The following is a 19,299-nucleotide window of genomic DNA, read 5'->3' as shown; positions in this document are numbered from 1 at the left end:
CGTTCTCCTCACGCTCGACAAACCTCAAAGTAGAACATGTTCTTGCTATGGGCAACGCCGCCCTGTGTCAACCGCCGAGTGGTCACTCTCCGGCGATCGGTGCTCTACCTGTAGTTTCAAGATCCTGATTGCTTGAGTAAACGGTGTTCACTAAACTCTTCCCAAGGTTAACGGTGTATGCTTCAATCGGTGGTTAGAACGTGTTTCATGTCCTCTTTGGGTGTCTGGAGCCGACCACCGGAGGTAGCCGATGGGCTCGTCGCTGATCCCAGCGGGTTTCGATTTCACCGATCCCGACCTGTACGCCACCCGCCTGCCACTGGCGGAGTTCGCCGAGCTGCGCCGGACCGCGCCGGTGTGGTGGAATCCGCAGCCGCACAACAAGGCCGGCTTCGGGGACGACGGATACTGGGTGGTCACCCGGCTCGAGGACGTCAAGGAGGTGTCCAAGGACAGCGAGCTGTTCTCCTCACGGGAGAAGACGGCGATCATCCGGTTCGACGAGACCATGACCGAGGAGGGCCTGGACGCCAACCGGCTGGTGCTGCTGAACATGGACGCCCCGCAGCACACCAAGCTGCGCCGGATCGTCTCCAAGGGCTTCACCCCGCGGGCGATCGGCAGGCTGGAGGATGCGCTGCGGGAGCGGGCCGGGCAGATCGTCGAGCAGGCCAAGGCCAAGGGCAGCGGGGACTTCGTCGCGGACGTCGCCTGCGAGCTGCCGCTGCAGGCGATCGCCGAACTGCTCGGGATCCCGCAGGAGGACCGGGGCAAGATCTTCGACTGGTCCAACCAGATGATCGGCTACGACGACCCCGAATACGATGTGGAACCCATCGCCGCCTCCGCCGAACTGGTCGGCTACGCGTGGAACATGGCCGAGCAGCGGCGCGCCTGCCCGATGGACGACATCGTCACCAAGCTGGTACAGGCCGATATCGACGGTGAGTCACTGTCCTCGGACGAGTTCGGTTTCTTCGTCATCCTGCTCGCCGTGGCGGGCAACGAGACCACCCGCAACGCGATCACCCATGGCATGAAGGCGTTCCTGGATCATCCGGAGCAGTGGGAGCTGTACAAGCAGCAGCGGCCGAAGACCGCGCCGGACGAGATCGTGCGCTGGGCGACCCCAGTGGTGGCCTTCCAGCGCACCGCGACCGCGGACACGGTGCTCGGCGGGCAGCACATCGCCAAGGGGGACCGGGTCGGCATGTTCTACAGCTCGGCCAACTTCGACCCCGAGGTGTTCGAGGAGCCGATGAAGTTCGACATCCTGCGCGACCCCAACCCGCATGTGGGCTTCGGCGGGACCGGATCGCACTACTGCATCGGGGCGAACCTGGCGCGGCTGGAGATCGACCTGATCTTCAACGCGATCGCCGACAGCATGCCGGGCATCCGGGAGGTCTCCGCGCCGGACCGGCTGCGCTCCGGCTGGCTGAACGGCATCAAGCACTACCAGGTCGCTTACGGGTAACCCGCCCGCTACCCGGCGCGCCTACCGGTCAGGGATGATGGCCGGCATGACTGTCGCGACCGGACGAAGCACCCTCGAAGCCGAGCTGTCCCTGCGGGTCACCAAGCCGGGCAGACTCGCCTTGTCGGTCGCGGCAGCGGAGTCCGCCGGGGTCGGCACGGAGCGGCTCGAGATCGAGGGGCCGTCCGGCCCGATCCCGGCCGTGCCGCCGACCGGGCTGCCGCACGGCACCAGGATCCACGTGCTCGACCTGCCAGCGGGCGAGGTCACCATCTCCTACCGGGCGCAGCGGCAGGGCGGGCCCGCCGAGCCGGGCCCGGTGACCGAGGCTGACCTGATCACCTACACCCGGCCGAGCCGGTACTGCCCCTCCGACCGGATGATCGGCATCGCGCTCACCGACTTCGGGAGCCTGCCGGATCCGCTGAGCAAGGTGCGCGCGATCGTGCGGTACGTCGGCAGGCGGCTGGTGTACGTTTCCGGCTCCAGCAGGCCGACCGACGGCGCGCTGGAGACGCTGCTGGCCGGCGAGGGCGTCTGCCGGGACTTCGCCCACCTGTGCGTCACCTACTGCCGTGGGCTGGACATCCCGGCCCGGTTCGTTTCGGTGTACGCGCCTGGACTGTCCCCGATGGACTTCCACGCCGTGTTCGAGGCGGCGATCGACGGCCGTTGGTACCTTTTCGACGCCAGCCGCCTCGCGCCCCGGTCGAGTATGGTGCGGATCGCCACCGGCCGGGACGCGGCGGACACGGCCTTCCTGACCACCCTGGGCAGCGAGATCGACCTGCGTACCACCAGGGTGAACGCCACCGCCGAACCGCGGGGCACCATCGAGGAGAGCACCGAGCTGGTCGCGCTCGCATGAGCCGCAGCGCGGCTCACCCGGGTTTGGCCGCGCCGACCACCCACATGGCGAAGTACTGGGAGCCGCCGCCATAGGCATGCCCGAGGGCGCGCCCCGCGCCGTCCACCTGGTAGTCGCCCGCCCGGCCCATCACCTGCTTGGCAGCCTCGGCGAACCGCAGCATTCCCGATGCGCCGATCGGGTTGGTGCACAGCACCCCGCCGGAGGGATTCACCGGCAGCCTGCCGCCCAGGGCGGTCTCGCCGGACTCGGTGAGCTTCCAGCCCTCGCCCTCGGCGGTGAACCCGAGGTTCTCCAGCCACATCGGCTCGAACCAGGAGAACGGCACGTAGATCTCCGCGGCATCCACTTCGGACAATGGATCGGTGATGCCTGCCTCCCGCCACAGCGCGGCCGCGGCGTCCCGGCCTGCCTGCGGGCTGACCTGGTCCCGGCCTGCGAAGGTGGTCGGTTCGGTGCGCATGGCGGTGGCGTGGATCCAGCCAGCGCCGCCCGGCACCGCCTCGCCCGCGGCCTCGTCCCCGATCACCATCGCGCATGCGCCGTCGGAGGATGGGCAGGTCTCGTCGTAGCGGATCGGGTCCCAGAGCATCTGCGAGGCCTGCACCGACTCCACGGTGATCTCGCGCTGCCGCAGGTGCGCGAACGGGTTGAGCGCGCCGCACTGCCGGTCCTTGGCCGCGACGATCGCGCCGACGTGCGCGGGTGCGCCGGACCGCCGGATGTAGGAGCGGACATGCGGCGCGAAGTACCCGCCTGCGCCGGCGCCGACCGGCATCTGGAACGGCGGCAGGATGGAAAGCGCCCACATCGCGTTGGACTCGGACTGCTTCTCGAAGGCCACCGTCAGCACCCGCCGGTGCACCCCGGACTGCACCAGGCTGGTGGCGACCAGCGCGGTGGATCCGCCGACCGAGCCCGCGGTGTGCACCCGCAGCAGTGGCTTGCCGGTGGCGCCGAGGGCGTCGGCGAGGAACAGCTCCGGCATCATCACGCCCTCGAACAGGTCCGGGGCCTTGCCGAGCACCACGGCGTCGATATCCGCCCACTCGACCCCGGCATCGGCCATCGCCCGGTCGATGGCCTCGCGCAGCAGCCCGGGGATGGACACATCGGTGCGCTTGGCCCGGTGGTGGGTCTGCCCGGTGCCGAGTACGGCGGCGAGTTGCTTGGCCATCAGTCGCGCCCCTCCAGTACCGCCACCAGGTTCTGTTGCAGTGCCGGGCCGCTGGTGGCGTGGGCGAGCACCCGGTCGGCGTTGCCCAGCAGGATCTGTCCCGCGGCCTCGCCGATCCGGGCGAGGCCCGCGGCGAACATGGGGTTGCCCGCCAGCACCCCGCCCGAGGGGTTCACCCGCACGTTCTCCCCGAGGCCGAGCGCGTTGCGCAGGATGATCTCCTGGTGAGTGAAGGGTGCGTGCAGCTCGGCGAGCTGCACCCCGTCCCCGCCGGCGGCCGCCCCGGCCGCCTCGGTGGAGGGTGAACGGGTCAGCTCCCTTGCGCCGAGCGTGGGGGAGTCCACCCGGTGTTCGATGCCGGTGATCACCGCGGGCCGGTCCGCGAGCTCGGCCGCCCGGTCCGCCGCCGCCAGTACCAGCACGGCCGCCCCGTCGGTCACCGGGGCGATATCGTGCTTCCGCAGGGGGTCGGCGAACATCGGCCGCTCCAGCAGTGTGGCCGCGTCCTCGGCGCCGGATCGCTGGGCGAGCGGGTTCTCCCGCGCATCGGCGAGGCTGCGCGCGGCGACCTCGGCCATCTCCCGCTCGCTCCACAGCCCGGCTTCGATGCCCATTCTTGCCTGTATTCCCGCGATGCTGATCGAGTCCGGCCACAGTGGAGCGACCAGGTAGGGGTCGAGCTGCAATGCGAGCACCCGGCGCAGCTGCCCTGCCGAGGACTTGCCGAACCCGTACACCAGCGCGGTGTCCACCTCGCCGGTGCGGATCTTCAGCCAGGCCTCGTACAGGGCCCATGCCGCGTCCATTTCCACATGCGACTCGTGGATCGGCGGGAAGGCGCCGAGGGCGTCCACTGCGGCGATGAAGGAGAACGCCCTGCCCGCGAGGTAGTCCGAGGAACCGGAGCACCAGAACCCGATGTCCTCCTTGGACAGTGAGGTCTGCTCGAAGACCTCGGCGAGCAACGGGACCAGCATCTCCACCCCGTTGGTGGTGCCCTCGCTGCGGCGGACGTTGTGGCCCTGCGCGAACCCGACGACGGCGACTTCGTTCATTGCTGACCTCTAGAGGTGGTGGGCGAAGGACTCGTAGGCGGCATCCGGTTCGCCGGTAGGCTCGAAGTACTCGATGTTCTCCAGCGTGGTCCACCACTGCTCGCGGGGCTTCCATGCGGCCCGCACCCGCATGCCCATCCGCACCTCCTCGGCCGCGCAGCCGAGCACTAGGTGCAGGAAAGCGATGTCCGCCCCGTCCAGCAGGATGTAGGCCGCGACGTACGGCGGTTTGATGCGCTGCCCGAGGAAGGGCACGTTCACGATGCAGAAGGTGGTGACAATCCCGGTATCCGGCAACTCCACCTCCTCGGTGGTGGGCACGCCGTCGGTGGGGCAGGCGCCGCGGGGCGGGATGTAGACCTTGCGGCACTCCGGGCACCGCTGGCCGAGCAGTCGCCCCTGCTCGAGCGCGCGCAGGTACCTGCTCTCCTCCGGTGATGCCGAGTGCTGGTACCGCAGGTGGATCGGGGTGATGACGGTGCCGACCGGCTCGCCGTCGGCGCGCTCGGCGACCGGGGGAGGCGCGGGCAACGGCCCCGGCTCGTGCCGGGTGTCCTCGGGGACGAAGCAGGCGATGTCCCTGATGTGGCCCACCGGCTCGGCCGCCCAGCGGACCCGGACCCGCATACCGGTGCGCAGGTGCTCCGGGCCGGGTACGTCGATGGCGTGCAGCATCGCGGTGTCCGCCCCGTCCAGCCGGATGAGCGCCCAGGCGAACGGGCGCGCCAGGGGCTGCCCCGCCAGCGGCTCGGCGATCCACGACCAGGACACCACCGTGCCCACCTCGGCGACCGGCACGAACTCGGTGAGCGGCCGGGCGGTCACCGGGTCGTACTCCACCGGCGGCACGTGCACCCTGCCGTCGCTGCCCCGGGCGCCCTCGATCCGCCGCTCCCGCAGGCCGTCGACGAACCGGCCGAGCACCGGTCCCAGCGAGCGGGTGTAGTCGAAGCCCACCTCCAGCGGTGCGGACAACGGGGGCTGCGCGGCAGGCACTGGATTGGTACTTGCGGTCACATCAGAAGTGAAACACGTTCTCGAAATCTCGGCAAGGCGTCGGTGGTCGTGGGTTTGACACCTTGCCCAATGGTGAAACAAGTTCTAGATTCGAGGGTATGTCCAGCACCTCGACAGTGAGCACCCCCGGCCTGTGGCATATCGCGGAAGAGCAGCCGGACCGCACCGCCGTGGTCGACACCGACGGCAGCGAGATCAGTTACGCCCAGCTGAGCGCCAGGGCCAACGCCTATGCCTGCGGCCTGCGCGAGCTCGGCCTCGAGGCAGGCGACGTGGTGGTGGTGTTGCAGCCCAACGGCGCCGAGCTGCTGGCGGCCTACTTCGCCGCGCTCCAGTCCGGGCTCTACGTGGTCATGGTGAACTGGCACCTGGTCGGTCCGGAGGTCGCCTACATCCTGACCGACAGCGGGGCCAAGGCCTTCCTGGCGCACGAGCGGTTCGCCGAGGCCGCTGTTGCGGCCGCCGAGGAGGCGGGCGTACCGGCGAATGCCCGGTTCGCGGTCGGCCCGGTACCGGGGTTCCGGGACATCGGGCAGCTGGCCTCGGGTGCGGGCGAGCGGCCCGCGAACCGCACCGCGGGTTCGCCGATGCTCTACACCTCCGGCACCACCGGCAGGCCCAAGGGCGTGCGCAGGCCGCTGACCGGTGCCGACCCCGACCAGGTGCCCGCGGCGTCCACCTGGTTCTTCGGCATCTTCGGGCTGGCGCCCTTCGACGACCATGTGCACCTGTGCGGTTCGCCGCTCTATCACACCGCGGTGCTGAACTTCGTCGCCATCTCGATCCAGCTCGGCCACACCGCGGTGCTGATGGACCGCTGGGACGCCGAGGAGATGCTGCGGCTGATCGAACGGCACCGGGTGACGCACAGTCATATGGTGCCCACGCAGTTCCGCAGGCTGCTGGCGCTGCCGGAGCAGGTACGGGCGCGGTACGACATGTCCTCGCTGCGCAACATGATCCACGGCGCCGCGCCCTGCCCGCCCGAGGTCAAGCGGCGGATGCTCGAGTGGTGGGGTCCGGTGGTCACCGAGTACTACGCGGCGACCGAGGGCGGCGGCACGGTGATCAGCGGGCAGGAGTGGTTGCGCAAACCGGGCTCGGTCGGCAGGCCGTGGCCGGGGTCCACGATCCGGATCCTGGATGACGATGGTGCCGAGCTGCCCGCCGGCGAGGTCGGCACGGTGTACATGAAGATGGGCGACGCCCGGTTCGAGTACCACCGGGACCGGGCCAAGACCGAGCAGGCCAGGGTCGGCGACCTGTTCACCCTCGGGGACGTCGGGCACCTGGACGAGGACGGCTACCTGTACCTGCACGACCGGAAGAACGACATGATCATCTCCGGTGGGGTGAACATCTACCCCGCGGAGATCGAGGGCGAGCTGGTGACGCATCCGAAGGTCGCCGATGTGGCGGTGTTCGGCGTGCCGCACGAGGACTGGGGTGAGGAGATCAAGGCCGTGGTCCAGCCGGCCGATGGGGTGACTCCCTCCGCCGAGCTCACCGCGGAGCTGCTGGAGCACGCCCGCGCGCGGCTGGCGAAGTTCAAGCTGCCGCGCAGCGTGGACTACCTGCCGGAGCTGCCCCGCGACCCCAACGGCAAGCTCTACAAACGCAAGCTCCGCGACCCCTACTGGTCCTCCCACGACCGCGCTATCTGACCCCTCAGCTGCCGGTGAAGTGGGGGGTGCGTTTCTCGGCGAAGGCGCGCGGGCCCTCCTTGGCGTCCTGGCTGGCGAAGACCTCCATGCCGTACCTGGCGTCCAGGGTGAACGCCTCCTCCTCGTGCATCCCCTCGGTGTCGCGCATGGTGCGCAGGATCGCCCGCACGGCCAGTGGCCCGTTCGCGGCGATCCGCTCCGCGATCTCCAGCGCGCGCTCCAGCGCCGTACCGTCGGGGACGACCTGCCCGATCAGCCCGATGTCCCTGGCCTCGGCCGCGGTCAGATGCCGTCCGGTGAGCAGGATGTCCGCGGCCAGGGTGTAGGGGATCTGCCTCGGCAGCCGCACCGCGGACCCGCCCAGCGGGAACAGGCCCCAGCGGGCCTCGGACACGCCGAACTTCGCACTCTCGCCCGCGACCCGGATATCGGTTCCCTGCAGGATCTCGGTGCCGCCCGCGATCGCGGGGCCCTCGACGGCGGCGATCAGTGGTTTGGTCAGCCTGCGTCCCTTCAGCAGGCCGTCGATCCGGCTCGGGTCGAAGCTGCCGCGTTCGAAGGCGCCCGAAGGGCTGTTGCGGCTCATCGACTTCAGGTCCGCACCGGCGCAGAACGCGCCGCCCGCACCGGTCAGCACGCAGCAGCGGATCTCCGGATCCTCGTCCACCCGGTCCCAGGCCTCGGTCATGATCGTGAGCATCTCGCCGGTCAGCGCGTTGCGGGCGTGCGGCCGGTTCATCGTGACGATCAGCGTGTGCCCTCGTTGTTCCACTAGCGCGTGCGGGGCTTCCGACGCGGTTTCAGTCATCTCGCCGCCTTCCGATCAGGTGAGCCTGCTCAGTTCTATTGCCCAGAACGATAACATGTTCTAGTTTAAGCGAGTGGCATACAACATCGCGGATCTTCTCGAGCACGCCGTTGATGCCGTGCCGGACCGCACTGCCATCGTGTGCGGCACGAAACGGGTCACCTTCGGCGAACTGGAACGGCGGGCCAACCGGCTCGCGCATCACCTTGCCAACCAGGGCGTGCGGGCCGGCTCGCACGTCGGGGTCTACTCCCGCAACTCGATCGAGACGATGGAGGCGATGATCGCGGCGTACAAGCTGCGTGCGATCGCCGTCAACGTGAACTACCGCTACGTGCACGGCGAGCTGGCGTACCTGTTCGACAACGCCGACCTGGTCGCACTCGTGCACGAGCGCCGGTACGCCGAGCTGGTCGCGGGCGTCCTGCCGAAGGCGCCCAAAGTGAAACATGTTGTCGTGATCGACGACGGCAGCGAGGCGGACTACTCCGGGTACGGCGGGGTGGACTGTGTCGACTACGAGACCGCGCTGGCCGGCAGCTCGCCGGAACGGGACTTCCCCGAGCGCAGCGCCGATGACCACTACATCCTGTACACCGGCGGCACCACCGGGTACCCGAAGGGCGTGGTGTGGCGGCAGGAGGACGTCTGGCGCGTGCTCGGCGGCGGGATCAACTTCGTCACCGGTGAGTACGTCCCAGACGAGTGGGCATTGGCAGCCGAGGGCAAGGAGAGCGGCGGCCTGGTCCGGCTGCCCGCGGCGCCGCTGATCCACGGCGCCGCGCAGTGGGCCGCATTCGGCGCCCTGTTCACCGGGAGCCCGGTGGTGTTCGTGCCGCAGTTCGATCCGCACGAGGTGTGGAAAGCCGTGCAGGACAACAAGGTCCAGGTACTCACCATCGTCGGTGACGCGATGGCCCGCCCGCTGGTCGACGCCTACCGCGAGGGCGAGTACGACGCCTCCTCGCTGGTCGCGGTCTCCAGCCATGCCGCGCTGTTCTCGCATTCGGTGAAGCAGGACTTCCTTGCCTGCCTGCCTCATGTGGTCATCACGGACGCGATCGGCTCCTCGGAGAGCGGGTTCACCGGGATCGGCATGGTCAGCAAGGACGCCGACCACACCGCGGGGCCGCGGGTCAACTTCGGCAAGCAGGCCGTGCTGCTGGACGAGGAGGGTAACCGGATCGACCCGGTGCCGGGCGCGACCGGCCGGATCGCCAGGGGTGGCCATGTGCCGCTCGGGTACTACAAGGACCCGGAGAAGTCGAAGACCATCTTCGTGGAGCTGGACGGCGCCCGGTACGTGGTGCCGGGGGACTACGCCCGGTACGAGGAGGACGGCACGGTCACCCTGCTCGGCCGCGGCTCGCAGTGCGTCAACACCGGCGGCGAGAAGGTCTATCCGGAGGAGGTGGAGTCCGCGCTGAAGTCCCATCCGGACGTGTTCGACGCGCTGGTCATCGGGGTCGCGGACGAGCGGATGGGGCAGCGGGTCGGCGCCGTGATCCAGACCAGGCAGGGCGCCACCCCGGACTTCGCGGCGATCGAGGCCCATGTGCGGACCGAGATCGCCGGGTACAAGGTGCCGCGCAGCGTCTGGGTCGCCGAGCGGATCGGCCGCTCGCCGAGCGGGAAACCGGACTATCCCTGGGCGCAGCGCTACGCCAGCGAGCACGAGCCCGCCGTCGACCGGACCAGCAGCTAAGGAGATGCGGATGCGTACCGCGCTGTGCGACACCCTCGGCATCGAGTACCCGCTCGTCGGATTCACGCCCTCCGAGCACGTCGCGGCCGCCATCAGCAAGGCGGGCGGGCTGGGCGTGCTCGGCTGCGTGCGGTTCAACGACGCGGCCGAACTGGACGCGGTGCTGGACTGGATGGACGCCAACACCGGCGGCAGGCCGTACGGGGTGGACATCGTGATGCCGTCGAAGATCCCCACCGAGGGCAGCTCGACCGACCTCACCGAGATGATCCCTCCCGAGCACCGCGCCTTCGTCGACCGCACCCTGGCCCAGCTCGGCGTCCCCGACCTGCCGGACGGCACCGACGAGCGCGCGGGCGTGCTCGGTTGGCTGCACTCGGTGGCCAGGGCGCATGTCGAGGTCGCGCTGAAGCACCCGATCGCGCTGATCGCCAACGCGCTCGGCTCGCCCCCGGTGGACGTGATCGAGCAGGCACACGCCGCCGGGGTGCCGGTGGCCGCGCTGGCGGGCAAGGCCGAGCACGCCGTGCGGCATGTGGACAACGGCGTCGACCTGGTGGTGGCGCAGGGTTACGAGGCGGGCGGGCACACCGGGGAGATCGCCTCCATGGTGCTGCTGCCGGAGATCGTGGACGCCGTTGGCGAGCGGGCTCCGGTGCTGGCCGCGGGCGGGATCGGATCCGGAAGGCAGGTGGCCGCCGCGCTCGCGCTCGGCGCGTCCGGGGCCTGGACCGGCTCGGTCTGGCTGGCCACCGAGGAGTACCGGCAGACCATGGCGGACTCCGATGCCATGCAGCGGGCGCTGCTGGACGCGGGCTCCGCGGACACCGTGCGCACCCGGATCTACACCGGCAAACCCGCCCGGCTGCTCAAGACCCGGTGGACCGAGGCATGGTCGGAGCCGGGCGCACCGGAGCCATTGCCGATGCCGCTGCAGAACCTGCTGGTCTCGCACGCGCACCAGCGGTTGCAGGCGGCGCACGATCCCTCGGTGGTGTCCATGCCGGTGGGACAGATCGTGGGCCGGATGCGCAGCGTGCGGCCGGTGGCCGAGGTGCTGGCGGAGTTCGTGCGGGAGTACGAGCAGACGCTGGTGCGTTTGGACAAGACCCGGTAGTCCTAGACATCCGGACTGGGACGAGGTGCTGCGCACCCTGGACGCCGGTCTGGCCGCCTGTCGAGAGGTGCGGTTCGACCACGTGTCCGTCCACTTCGGGCATACTCTTGCACTGTCCGAACTGGATATCGAGGTGGCGCGGGGTGAGACGCCGGCGCGGCTCGGCCCCCCGGACCGGGGAAGTCGACCGCGCTGAGGGTACTGGCCGGGGTCGTACCGCAGAACTACGCTCTGTCCCCGCATCTGCGGGTACAACCAAGGGAGTCGTCACCTTCGACGCGGCCGGTGCAACCAACCCGTCCACTCGTTCCGTCCTTACCGGCATGAGGTGGAACAGGATGCTGGTAGCCGCGTTCGCCGTCGTGCTCGCCGGGACGGCCTGCGGCAACCAGGGAACCGATACCGCGCAGCAGCCCCCGGCGAGCGAGCAGCAGTCCCCCGGCGGGCAACCGGTTGCCGACTCCCCGGAGGACGAGACGGTGCCGCCGGCCCCGCCGGGCACCGAGGAGGGCAACGTCCCGGACCAGCGGATCAGCGGTCCGGACCTGCCCGAGGGCTTCCCGCAGGAGGTCACCGCCAGGAAGGACGGCCGCACGCTCGAGATCGTGGCCATGGAAGGCGGCTGCGGCAAGGCAAGCGCCGAGCTGGCCGAGCAGACCGCCGAGAAAGTCGTGGTCAACCTGGTGGAGACCGAACCGAAGGACGCCGAGGCCTGCACCATGGACATCCGGTACCCGACCGTGACCGTGCGGCTCGACCAGCCGCTGGGCGAGCGCACCGTGGAACTGCACTACGAGAACCGCAAGGAGTGATCCGCCGCGCTCAGTGCCTGTTTCCAAACTCGCGGACGCAGTCGGCTCGGCCGGGCTCGGACCTGGTCACGATCGTCACCATCGCAGGTCATGCGCCCGGCCTCGTCGCCCGCGGGCTCTTCGCCGCTGAGCACAGCGGCGCGAAGCGTCTCGATTCGGGTGGTGGTGGGCGACGGGCGGGCGAGTTCTTCCACTCGCCCTGAGCAGGCAAAGCCCAACTCCGGAACAGGCTCTCAGCTGCCGGCCACAGCGGCGGCCATCCCGATCAGGGCCGCGCCGCAGCCCCGCTCGAACAGCCGCCGCCTGCGGGGCGCGGCGAGCAGCCCGGAGATCGACCGGGCCAGCGGCACCACCAGGGACCAGAACAGGGCGAAGCCTGCGACCACGACGCCGGACAGCAGCGCAGCCTGTGGCATCGCCGGCGCGTGCGGGTCGATGGCCTGCGGCACCAGGGTCAGGAACAGCAACATGACCTTGGGGTTCAGCACGTCCCCGAGCACCCCGCGCAGGAACAGTGCCCGCAGCGGCCGGTCCGGCACCGCCGACTCGCTCGGTGCCGCGGCGGCCGCCCTGGCCCGGCGCAGCGTGCTGAACCCGAGATAGCCAAGGTAGGCCGCGCCGAGCAGCTTCACCGCGGTCATCGCCGCGGGTGCCGCCGCGACCAGCGCGGACAACCCGAGGGTGGCCAGACAGGCGTGCACCATCAGCCCGCAGGTCACCCCGGCGGCGGTCACCCAGCCCGCGCGGGAGCTGCGCATGGCGTTCCCGGTCACCAGCACGAAGTCGGGCCCGGGAACGAACAGCAGGACGACGAAGGCGATCAGGAACGAGGTCCAGGCGATGTGCATACCCGTATCTTGGCCGAGCCGGTTCGGGTAGCCGCCAGCTCCGACGTAGTATGGACGGTTGTGGAGAAAACAACCGAACTGGATTCGGTCGACTGGCTGATTCTGGAGGAACTACAGAACGACGCGACGGTGCCGAACCGGGATCTCGCGCAGCGGGTCGGCCTGGCACCCTCCTCCTGCCTGCAACGGGTCCGGCGGCTGCGCGAGCTCGGCGTGATCACCGGCTCCCAGGTGACCGTGGACCCCGCCGCGGCCGGGCTGGTGCTGGAGGCGGTGATCGCGGTGAACGTCCGGCCGCACACCCGCCAGGTGACCACGGCCTTCCGTGAGTTCGTGCTCTCCCTGCCGGAGACCAGGGCGGTGTTCCACGTCAGCGGGCAGGCCGACTTCCTGCTGCACGTGGCCGTGGCGGACAGCGCGCACCTGCAGACCTTCCTGGTGGACCAGCTCGCCTCGCGGACCGAGGTGCGCAACCTGACCAGTTCGGTGGTGCTGGAACGGGTGCAGACCAGGGCGCTCACCCCGCCGCCGGAGGCGCGGCCGACGCACCGGCGCCGCCGGGTGGGCTACTGACGGGTAGGGTGAGGCCATGGGTACGCGCCAGGTCTCGGCCACCAGGACGGTCTCCGCCACGCCGGAGCAGATCTTCGAGCTGCTCACCGATCCGGCGAAGCACCCGCTGATCGACGGGTCCGGTTCGGTGCTCGCCGCGCGCTCGCAGGGCCCCCGTCGGCTCGAGCTGGGCTCGCGGTTCGGGATGGACATGAAGATGGGCGCGTCCTACAAGATCCTGAACACGGTGGTCGAGTTCGAGGAGAACCGGCTGATCGCCTGGCGGCACTTCAACGGCCACCGCTGGCGCTGGCGGCTGGAACCGGCGGGCGACGGCGTTACCAGGGTCACCGAGACCTTCGACTGGAGCACCGCCAGGATCCCACTGCTGATCAGCCTCAGCTCGTTCCCGAAGCGGAACAAGGCGGCGATCGAGAAGACCCTGGACCGGCTGGCGGAGTTGTTCCCGGCAGGTTCGGGCTCAGCCGCGGAAGGCGATCTGTAGTACCGGCTCGGCGGTCTCGGCGAAGAAGTCGTTGCCCTTGTCGTCGATCACGACGAACGCGGGGAAGTCCTCGACCTCGATCCGCCACACCGCTTCCATGCCGAGCTCGGGGTACTCCAGCACCTCGACCGCACGGATGCAGTCCTTGGCCAGCCGGGCGGCTGGGCCGCCGATCGAGCCGAGGTAGAAGCCGCCGTGCCGGTGGCAGGACTCGGTCACCTTCTTCGACCGGTTGCCCTTGGCCAGCATCACCTGGGAGCCACCGGCGGCCTGGAACTGCTCGACGTAGGAGTCCATCCGGCCTGCCGTGGTGGGCCCGAAGGAACCGGAGGCGTAACCCTCCGGGGTCTTGGCCGGTCCCGCGTAGTACACCGGGTGGTCCCGCAGGTACCTCGGCATCGGCTCGCCTGCCTCCAGCCGTTCGGCGATCTTGGCGTGCGCGATGTCCCTGGCGACCACCAGCGGGCCGGAAAGGGACAGCCGGGTCTTCACCGGCAGGGCGGACAGCTGGGCCCGGATCTCGCTCATCGGCCGGTTCAGGTCCACCCTTACGACCTCGGTCGGCAGGTCCTCCTCGGTGACCTCGGGCAGGAACCGGGCCGGGTCGCGTTCCAGCTGCTCCAGGAACACACCCTCCGCGGTGATCTTCGCCTTGGCCTGCCGGTCGGCCGAGCAGGACACCGCGATGCCGACCGGGCAGGAGGCGCCGTGCCGGGGCAGCCGGATGACCCGCACGTCGTGGCAGAAGTACTTCCCACCGAACTGGGCGCCGATGCCGAACTGCCGGGTCAGCTCCAGTACCTGCTGCTCGAGGTCCACATCGCGGAACCCGTGACCGAGCTCGGAGCCGGTGCGGGGCAGCTCGTCCAGGTAGCGGGCCGAGGCGAGCTTGGCCACCTTCAGGTTGTACTCGGCCGACATACCGCCGACCACGATGGCCAGGTGGTAGGGCGGGCAGGCCGCGGTGCCCAGCCCGCGCAGCTTCTCGTCCAGGAACCGGGCCAGCCGCTTCGGGTTCAGCACCGCCTTGGTCTCCTGGTACAGGAAGGTCTTGTTCGCGCTGCCGCCGCCCTTGGCGAGGAACAGGAACTCGTAAGCCGGATCGGCGGTCCCGGCCGGGTCGTCCCGGTGGTACAGCTCGATCTGCGCGGGCAGGTTGGTGCCGGTGTTGCGTTCCTCCCAGAAGGTGAGCGGGGCCAGCTGCGAGTAACGCAGGTTCAGCTCCTGGTATGCCTCGAAGACGCCCCGGGAAAGGGCCTCCTCGTCGGCGCCGCCGGTGAGCACACCCTCGCCGCGTTTCCCGATGACGATCGCGGTGCCGGTGTCCTGGCACATCGGCAGCACGCCTCCGGCCGAGATGGCCGCGTTGCGCAGCAGGTCCATCGCCACGAACCGGTCGTTCCCGCTGGCCTCCGGGTCGTCCACGATCGCGCGCAGCTGGGCGAGATGGGAGGAGCGCAGCAGGTGCTGGATGTCGGTGACGGCGGTGCGGGCGAGCGTGGTCAGCGCGGACGGCTCGATCTCGAGGAACCGGCGTCCCGCGGCCTCGAGCGGGCGCACGCCCTCCGGCGTGACCAGCCGGTACTCGGTGTGCTCGTCCTTGCCGAGCGGCAGCACCTCGGTGTGCCGGAAGGGGGTGGTGGACACGGCGCGGGCTCCCTTGCACGCGGTTCGGGGAGCCTGAACGTTACCCGGCAGGAAAAAGTCGGAAGGCCGGGCCCACCCCGACGGACCCGACCTTCCGGGGAAAGCGGTTCAGGTGCGAGCACCCACCGCGAAGCTGACACCAGGTGGACGTCCGTGCGGCGCGGACGTTGCCCGCTCAGCCCCCGTTCGACCGTCTCGTGACCCATGTCATAAGTCAACGCGGCCGAACGGGTGCATCACGGTGGGTCAGCTGGCGTACGCGCGCAGCCGGTCGGCCCGCTCGCCCTGGCGGAGCTTGGCCATGACCTCACGCTCTATCTGGCGTACCCGCTCGCGGGAGAGCCCGAAGTACTTGCCGATCTGGTCCAGGGTGCGCGGCTGACCGTCGTCGAGGCCGTAGCGCAGCCGGATGACGTGCTGTTCCCGGTCGTCCAGGGTGGCCAGCACCCGCCGCAGGTCGTCCTGCAGCAGGCCGGAGATCACCGCGCTCTCCGCGTCGGTGGCCTCGGCATCCTCGATGAAGTCACCGAGCGGCGCGTCCTCCTCGTTGCCCACCGGCATGTCCAGGCTCACCGGGTCGCGGGCGTGGTCGAGCAGGTTCGCCACCTTGTGCTCGGCGATACCGGACTCGGCCGCCAGCTCCTCGTTGGTGGCCTCCCTGCCGAGCTGCTGGTGCAGGTCCCGCTTGATCCTCGCCAGCTTGTTCACCTGCTCCACCAGGTGCACCGGCAGCCGGATGGTGCGGCCCTGGTCGGCCATGCCACGGGTGATGGCCTGGCGGATCCACCAGGTGGCGTAGGTGGAGAACTTGAACCCCTTGGAGTAGTCGAACTTCTCCACCGCGCGGATCAGGCCCAGGTTGCCCTCCTGGATCAGGTCCAGCAGCGGCATGCCCCGTCCGGTGTAGCGCTTCGCCAGCGACACCACGAGCCGCAGGTTCGCCTCGAGCAGGTGGTTCTTCGCCCGCTCCCCGTCCCGGACCAGCGCACGCAGCTCCGAGCGCCGCTGCGCGGAGAGCTTCTCCTCGGTGTCCAGCATGTGCTGGGCGAAGACGCCAGCCTCGATCCGCTTGGCGAGCTCGACCTCGTCGGCCGCGGTGAGCAGTGCCGTCTTGCCGATCCCGTTGAGGTACACGCGGACTAGGTCGGCAGCCGGGCCCTGCGCGTCGAGGTCTGCTTCCGCGTGCAACGCGGTTACCTCGGCCTCGATGGGTGTGGTGGGGATCTCACGCTCGCGGATCCCACGAGCCTCACGCTCGAGTGTCTGGACGGACATACTGCCTCCCCTGTGCGGGCTGACGTGCTGCGGTCTCCACGCCTGCGCTTTGTGCTTCGTACGGGGGGCCTGTGGAACCCTCCGGACGAGACCAACTTGCTGGCTGGACATCCGGATCAACGCTTCGCGGTTCGAAATCGTTCCCGATATCCCGACCAGAAGACGGCTTTTCACCGAGGGCGGTTGCTCCACCAAACCTGAGCTTTTCCTGAGAACCGGGAGGCTAAACCTCGATGAGTACGGTGAACGGTCCGTCGTTCACGCTGTGCACCGACATCATCGCGCCGAACCGGCCGGTCTCCACCGGGGCGCCGCGGTCCCGTAGCCGGGTGACGACCTTCTGCACCAGCCGCTCCGCCTCCGGTGGGCGGGCCGCGGCCGTCCACGATGGACGGCGGCCCTTGCGGGTGTCGCCGTACAACGTGAACTGGCTGACCACCAGCAGCGGGGCGCCGGTGCTCGCGCAGGATTCCTCATCGCGCAGGATGCGCAGTTCGTGCAGTTTGCGCGCCATCGTCGCGGCCTGCTCGGTGGTGTCCTCCTTGTGCACCCCCAGCAGCACCAGCAGGCCGGGTTCGGCGATGGCACCGACCACCTCGCCATCGACCGTGACGGTGGCCTCGGTGACCCTGGTTACGACAGCCTTCATCGGCTGCCCCATTCCGCGGGCAGCAGCATGCCGTGCCGCACCAGTTCGGTGACGATGGGCAGGGCCGTGGCGGTGAGCTCGTCCACCGGCTGGTCGTGCGCGGCGGCCAGCAGGCCGAGCAGGTCGGACAGCGGCAGCGCACCCCGGCAGCCGGCCAGCAGCGCCGCGGCCAGCTCGTCCAGCTCGTGCTGCCAGCCGGGGCCGTCGGTGCGGTGCAGCCGCCGGATCGCGGTCGTCCAGCCTTCGTCGGTCGGTTCGTCGATCCGTTCCAGCATTACGGTGTCCGGCACCACCAAGGTGGCCGAGGGCAGGTCCTGCCCGTGCGCGCGCAGCCAGTCTGCCCGGTCCAGCCACCCGCCTGCCTCGGCGCCCAGCGGGTCGTCGTAGGCCTGCCGCAGGTCCTCGCACACCACCGTGGGCTCGCCATCGGTGCGGCGCAGGGTGACGAAGCCGAACCCGATGCCGGCCACGTCGTGCTCGGCGAACCAGTCCAGCCAGGCTCCCGCCTTGGCCCTGCCCTCGGGTGAGCGGGGGTCGATCCCGGCGTCCCGCAGCCAGGTCCCGACATACAGCACCGGGTCGGCCACGTCCCGCTGCACGAACCAGGCGTCGGTTCCCTGCGGCAGCCACCGGTGCACCCGGTCGGCCCAGTCCTCGCCCTCCACGTGCAGCCAGGAGGCCAGCAGCTGGCCGATCCCGCCCTCGGCGAGGAAACCCGGCAGCTGGCGTACCACCAGCGCGCTGGCGTCGTCCCCGGCCAGCCCGGAGTCGCGGTAGATGTAGTCCACCCGCGGCGGGCCCACCACGAACGGCGGATTGCACACGATCTGGTCGAACCGCCTGCGTGCCACCGGGGCGAACCACTCGCCCCGCAGCAGCTCGCCGTGCACCCCGTTCAGCCGCAGGTTCGCACCGGCCAGTGCCAGCGCGCGGGCCGAGACGTCGGTGGCGGTGACCCGCTCGGCGTGCTGGGTGGCGTGCAGGGCCTGCACCCCGTTGCCGGTGCCGAGGTCGAGCAGGCTGCCGACCGGGCGCCGGGTGGTGGCCCGTACCAGGCTCAGCGAGGCGTGCCCGACCCCGAGCACGTGATCCTTCGCTGCCGGGGCTCCCGCCTGCTCGGAGTCCAGGTCGGACAGTACCCACCAGGAGGCCCCGTTCGCGCCGTGCGGGCGCAGGTCGAGGGCGGCCCGCAGGCCGTCCCCCGCGGGGCGCAGCAGCCCGGCGGCCTGTGCGTCCGCCACCCCGGCCGGGTGCAGCGCCGCCGCCACCGCCGCCGCCGGTTCGGTGCAGCCGAGCAGGAACAGCCGGATCAGCGTGCCCAGCTCGGCGAGGTCCATGCTGACCCGGTGGGCGGGCTCGGGCTCGCCGCGGCCGAGCGCGGCGTGTGCCTGCCAGCCGAGCGCGCCCAGCACGCCGTCGACGTGGTAGCCGGTCCGCTGGAAGGCCTCCCGCAGGCGGGCGCAGAACTCGGCGGAGAACTCGGGAAGATCGCTACTCACGGTGGTTATCGTGGCATGAACTAACGTGTTCGCGTGTCTTCAACCCAGGTTCCGGTGTGGGTTCCCATCGTCGTCGCCGCCCTCGGGTTCATCGGGGTGGTCACCGCGCAACTGATCGCCGGCTGGCGTGAGGACCGCCGGTGGCGGCGCGAGCAGCAACGGGAGGACCAGCGGTGGCAGCGGGAACGCCAGCGCGACGGCGAGCAGCGGCGCTACGAGGGCAGGGCGGCGGGCTACGCCGAGGTGATTGGCGCGATCGAGTCCTTCGACTTCGTGCTGTACCAGGCGATGCGCGTGCGGGAGCGCGGTGAGCGCCTGGAGGAGCAGCTGCAACAGGACCTGCGCGCGAGCTCCGCGCAGCTGCGGGCCTCGCTCGGGCCGGTGAACCTGCACGCACCGGAGAAGGTGCGGACGATGCTGCCCGGCGCCACGCTGCCCCGGTCCCGGCTCTGTTCGGCCCTGCTGGCCGGGGTGCAGCCGGAGCGGCACCGGGAGCTGTGGCGGGAGGGACAGTTGGGCTACCGGCGGATGCGGGCCGAAATGCGGGGTGATCTCGGCCTGGACGCCGAGGACATCGAGGCGGTCGAGGCTGCCATCCGCCCCGGGCCGTGATCAGATGGTCCC

Annotated in this window: 18 protein-coding genes; 9 read left to right on the top strand and 9 right to left on the bottom strand. The window is 70.1% G+C overall.

Annotation, left to right across the window (positions count from 1 at the left end):
* Nucleotides 1-250 precede the first annotated feature (250 nt).
* Together KOI47_RS20235 and KOI47_RS20230 are read left to right on the top strand one after the other, a co-directional pair.
* Nucleotides 251-1,477: a cytochrome P450 gene (locus KOI47_RS20235; RefSeq protein WP_216205771.1), complete on the top strand. Its 1,227-nt coding sequence runs from the start codon at nucleotides 251-253 to the stop codon at nucleotides 1,475-1,477.
* 46 nt (nucleotides 1,478-1,523) lie between these two features.
* On the top strand, nucleotides 1,524-2,345 hold the full coding sequence (locus tag KOI47_RS20230) for a transglutaminase-like domain-containing protein (protein WP_216205767.1): 822 nt from the start codon (nucleotides 1,524-1,526) through the stop codon (nucleotides 2,343-2,345).
* A gap of 13 nt (nucleotides 2,346-2,358) precedes the next feature.
* Here KOI47_RS20230 and KOI47_RS20225 read toward each other — a convergent pair whose 3' ends face one another.
* From KOI47_RS20225 to KOI47_RS20215, 3 genes are read right to left on the bottom strand one after another with little or no spacing between them, the layout of a single operon-like run.
* On the bottom strand, nucleotides 2,359-3,522 hold the full coding sequence (locus tag KOI47_RS20225; RefSeq protein ID WP_216205764.1) for a thiolase domain-containing protein: 1,164 nt from the start codon (nucleotides 3,520-3,522) through the stop codon (nucleotides 2,359-2,361).
* Nucleotides 3,522-4,577, bottom strand: coding sequence for a thiolase domain-containing protein (locus KOI47_RS20220; protein WP_216205761.1), 1,056 nt, complete (start codon nucleotides 4,575-4,577; stop codon nucleotides 3,522-3,524). Before KOI47_RS20220 ends, KOI47_RS20225 begins: the two co-directional genes overlap by 1 nt.
* Nucleotides 4,578-4,586: 9 nt before the next feature.
* Nucleotides 4,587-5,594, bottom strand: coding sequence for a Zn-ribbon domain-containing OB-fold protein (locus KOI47_RS20215; protein ID WP_408629838.1), 1,008 nt, complete (start codon nucleotides 5,592-5,594; stop codon nucleotides 4,587-4,589).
* A 98-nt stretch (nucleotides 5,595-5,692) separates the two neighbouring features.
* Between KOI47_RS20215 and KOI47_RS20210 the strand changes: the two genes are divergently transcribed.
* The gene (locus KOI47_RS20210) at nucleotides 5,693-7,258 is read left to right on the top strand and encodes an acyl-CoA synthetase (RefSeq protein ID WP_216205756.1); all 1,566 of its coding nucleotides are present in this window, start codon (nucleotides 5,693-5,695) and stop codon (nucleotides 7,256-7,258) included.
* 4 nt (nucleotides 7,259-7,262) lie between these two features.
* On the opposite strand, the gene KOI47_RS20205 is transcribed toward KOI47_RS20210, so the two are convergent.
* On the bottom strand, nucleotides 7,263-8,066 hold the full coding sequence (locus tag KOI47_RS20205; protein ID WP_216205755.1) for a crotonase/enoyl-CoA hydratase family protein: 804 nt from the start codon (nucleotides 8,064-8,066) through the stop codon (nucleotides 7,263-7,265).
* A gap of 73 nt (nucleotides 8,067-8,139) precedes the next feature.
* On the opposite strand from KOI47_RS20205, the gene KOI47_RS20200 reads away from it, so the two are divergent.
* The 3 genes from KOI47_RS20200 to KOI47_RS20190 all read left to right on the top strand — a co-directional run bounded on the left by KOI47_RS20200 (nucleotide 8,140) and on the right by KOI47_RS20190 (nucleotide 11,700).
* Entirely contained in the window at nucleotides 8,140-9,771 is a 1,632-nt protein-coding gene (locus KOI47_RS20200; RefSeq protein ID WP_216205752.1) for an acyl-CoA synthetase, read from the top strand.
* Nucleotides 9,772-9,781: 10 nt separating this feature from the next.
* Nucleotides 9,782-10,888 (top strand): NAD(P)H-dependent flavin oxidoreductase, encoded by a 1,107-nt coding sequence (locus tag KOI47_RS20195; protein WP_216205749.1) that lies wholly within the window; start codon nucleotides 9,782-9,784, stop codon nucleotides 10,886-10,888.
* A gap of 338 nt (nucleotides 10,889-11,226) precedes the next feature.
* Complete coding sequence (locus KOI47_RS20190; RefSeq protein ID WP_232376132.1) at nucleotides 11,227-11,700, top strand: hypothetical protein; 474 nt, start codon at nucleotides 11,227-11,229, stop codon at nucleotides 11,698-11,700.
* 233 nt (nucleotides 11,701-11,933) lie between these two features.
* On the opposite strand, the gene KOI47_RS20185 is transcribed toward KOI47_RS20190, so the two are convergent.
* On the bottom strand, nucleotides 11,934-12,548 hold the full coding sequence (locus KOI47_RS20185) for a LysE family translocator (RefSeq protein WP_216205743.1): 615 nt from the start codon (nucleotides 12,546-12,548) through the stop codon (nucleotides 11,934-11,936).
* Nucleotides 12,549-12,608: 60 nt separating this feature from the next.
* Between KOI47_RS20185 and KOI47_RS20180 the strand changes: the two genes are divergently transcribed.
* On the top strand, nucleotides 12,609-13,121 hold the full coding sequence (locus KOI47_RS20180) for an Lrp/AsnC family transcriptional regulator (RefSeq protein ID WP_216205739.1): 513 nt from the start codon (nucleotides 12,609-12,611) through the stop codon (nucleotides 13,119-13,121).
* 16 nt (nucleotides 13,122-13,137) lie between these two features.
* Nucleotides 13,138-13,605, top strand: a complete 468-nt coding sequence (locus KOI47_RS20175; RefSeq protein ID WP_216205734.1) for an SRPBCC family protein — start codon at nucleotides 13,138-13,140, stop codon at nucleotides 13,603-13,605.
* On the opposite strand, the gene KOI47_RS20170 is transcribed toward KOI47_RS20175, so the two are convergent.
* From KOI47_RS20170 to KOI47_RS20155, 4 genes are all read right to left on the bottom strand, one after another.
* Nucleotides 13,582-15,252 (bottom strand): fumarate hydratase, encoded by a 1,671-nt coding sequence (locus KOI47_RS20170; RefSeq protein WP_216205731.1) that lies wholly within the window; start codon nucleotides 15,250-15,252, stop codon nucleotides 13,582-13,584. The two genes, KOI47_RS20175 and KOI47_RS20170, sit on opposite strands and share 24 nt — an antisense overlap.
* A gap of 246 nt (nucleotides 15,253-15,498) precedes the next feature.
* On the bottom strand, nucleotides 15,499-16,527 hold the full coding sequence (locus tag KOI47_RS20165) for a sigma-70 family RNA polymerase sigma factor (protein WP_232376131.1): 1,029 nt from the start codon (nucleotides 16,525-16,527) through the stop codon (nucleotides 15,499-15,501).
* Between the two features lie 223 nt (nucleotides 16,528-16,750).
* A complete protein-coding gene (gene dtd / locus KOI47_RS20160) occupies nucleotides 16,751-17,176 on the bottom strand; it encodes a D-aminoacyl-tRNA deacylase (protein WP_216205729.1) in 426 nt (141 codons plus the stop codon).
* Nucleotides 17,173-18,675 carry a DUF7782 domain-containing protein gene (locus tag KOI47_RS20155; protein ID WP_216205726.1) on the bottom strand — a complete coding sequence of 501 codons (1,503 nt, stop codon included), beginning with the start codon at nucleotides 18,673-18,675 and terminating at the stop codon, nucleotides 17,173-17,175. Before KOI47_RS20155 ends, dtd begins: the two co-directional genes overlap by 4 nt.
* A 33-nt stretch (nucleotides 18,676-18,708) precedes the next feature.
* Between KOI47_RS20155 and KOI47_RS20150 the strand changes: the two genes are divergently transcribed.
* Nucleotides 18,709-19,287, top strand: coding sequence for a hypothetical protein (locus KOI47_RS20150; protein WP_216205723.1), 579 nt, complete (start codon nucleotides 18,709-18,711; stop codon nucleotides 19,285-19,287).
* Nucleotides 19,288-19,299: the final 12 nt, after the last annotated feature.

Source organism: Amycolatopsis aidingensis, from assembly GCF_018885265.1.
GTDB classification, from domain to species: domain Bacteria; phylum Actinomycetota; class Actinomycetes; order Mycobacteriales; family Pseudonocardiaceae; genus Amycolatopsis; species Amycolatopsis aidingensis.
The sequence above is the reverse complement of the archived record's forward strand: the minus strand, read 5'-3'. Positions and strand labels throughout refer to the sequence as shown.